General features: G+C 68.7%; 2 protein-coding genes. Both read left to right on the top strand.

The features are described 5' to 3' along the window. The coding region (locus A8G15_RS26245; protein WP_211270251.1) for a hypothetical protein at positions 1-651 on the top strand (651 nt) is incomplete at its 5' end. A 15-nt stretch (positions 652-666) separates the two neighbouring features. Continuing rightward, positions 667-1,668 carry a major capsid protein gene (locus A8G15_RS26240; RefSeq protein WP_068165977.1) on the top strand — a complete coding sequence of 334 codons (1,002 nt, stop codon included), beginning with the start codon at positions 667-669 and terminating at the stop codon, positions 1,666-1,668. Positions 1,669-1,764 lie beyond the last annotated feature (96 nt).

The raw sequence follows: 1,764 nt of genomic DNA, 5'->3' as shown, positions 1-1,764 counted from the left end.
CACACCCGAAGGAGCACCATGCGCACCACCACGACACTCGCCCTGATCGTCGGCGCCGGATTCGGCATCGACCCGTTCGCCACCTCCGGCCGCTGGCCGGGCCGCATGCACCCCCGTCGCGACGACGAGGGCCACGACGGCAACGGCGACGGCAAGACCGGCCAGGGTGACGACACCGGCGACGCAGGTGCAAACAAGCCCGATACCGGCGACGCAGGCAAGAAGTCGGACGACGACGAGCCACTCGGCGAAGGCGGCAAGAAGGCCCTCGAAGCCGAACGCGCACGCGCCAAGGCCGCCGAGCAGGAAGTCGCCAAGTACAAGGCGGCAGCCGAGAAGGACCGTCTCGCCAAGCTCGGCGAGAAAGAACGCGCCGAAGCCGAACGCGACGCCGAGAAGACCCGAGCCGAGAAGCTCGAGGCCGATCTCGCGATCGAGCGTGCCGCCCGCAAGCACGGCATCTCCGACGACAAGGACCTCGAGCTCCTCGCCGGTGTCCCCGCCGACAAGGTCGACGCCCTCGCCAAGCGCCTCGCCACCGCACAGGACAGCAAGAGCGCAGGCCGATCCGGCAACGGCGTCGGCGGCGAACGGCCCAAGCCGAAGCCCACCACCCTCGACGGCGCGATCGGCGCCCACTACAGCAACTAGCCCAGGAGGCAACCCATGGCGATTTCCCTCGCCGAATCGAAGCTCAACGCGCAGGAAGACTACGACGCCGCGGTCATCGACGAGTTCCGCAAGACCAACGCGATCCTCGACTCCCTGATCTTCGACGACGCAGTCAGCCCCACCGGCGGCGGCACCCTCGACTACGGGTACCGGCGACTGGTCACCCAGGCGACCGCCGCGACCCGCGCGTACAACACCGAGTACACGCCGCAGAACGTCACGACCGAGAAGAAGTCCATCACCCTCGCAGTGATGGGCGGCAGCTTCGAGGTCGACCGCGTCCTCGCGAAGCTCGGCCCCGCCGCGTCCAGCAACGTCGCGCTGAACATCTCGCAGAAGGTCAAGTCGACCAACGCGAAGTTCAACGACGAGCTGATCAACGGCGACACCGCCGTCGACGCCAACGGATTCGACGGCCTCGACAAGGCCCTCACCGGCAGCTCGACCGAGTTCAACGCCACCACGGTCACGAACTGGACGGACTTCGACACCGACGAGCGGTCCGCGTTCAAGGCCCTCGACGCTCTCGACGAGTGGCTGTCCATGCTCGACGGCACCCCCACCGTCATCGCAGGCAACGCCCGCGCGCTCGCCCGCGTCCGCGCCATCGCCCGCCGATCCGGCCAGTACGTGAAGGACCCCATCGACGGCCTCGTCGGCGCCGGTGGCCGTCCGATCGAGCGGGAAACCTACGGCGGCATCCTGCTCGTCGACGCCGGCACGAAGCCGGGCACCAACGATCCGGTCATCCCGATCGAGTCCCGCACCGTCGGCACCGCCCAGACCGGCCTGACCGACCTGTTCGCCTACCGCGTCGGCCTCGATGCCTTCCACGGCGTCTCCACCGTCGGCGGCCAGCTCGTGCAGACGTGGCTCCCCGACTTCTCCACCGCCGGTGCGGTGAAGAAGGGCGAGGTCGAACTCGGCCCCGTCGGCTGCGCACTCAAGCGCACCAAGGCCGCGTCGGTGTTCCGCAACCTGAAGGTGAGCGCGTGATGAGCACCAAGATCACCACCCCCGTCGAGGGGTTCACAGGCACCGTCGCCGGCGTCCACTTCACGAACGGCCACGGCGAGACCGACAACGACGGCG

The sequence above is a fragment of the Rhodococcus phenolicus genome (assembly GCF_001646785.1).
Lineage (GTDB): Bacteria > Actinomycetota > Actinomycetes > Mycobacteriales > Mycobacteriaceae > Rhodococcus > Rhodococcus phenolicus.
The sequence above is the reverse complement of the archived record's forward strand: the minus strand, read 5'-3'. Positions and strand labels throughout refer to the sequence as shown.

Excerpts from the sequence above, each read along its gene's own strand:
- A8G15_RS26240 (WP_068165977.1), top strand. The coding sequence starts at position 667 with ATGGCGATTTCCCTCGCCGAATCGAAGCTCAACGCGCAGGAAGACTAC.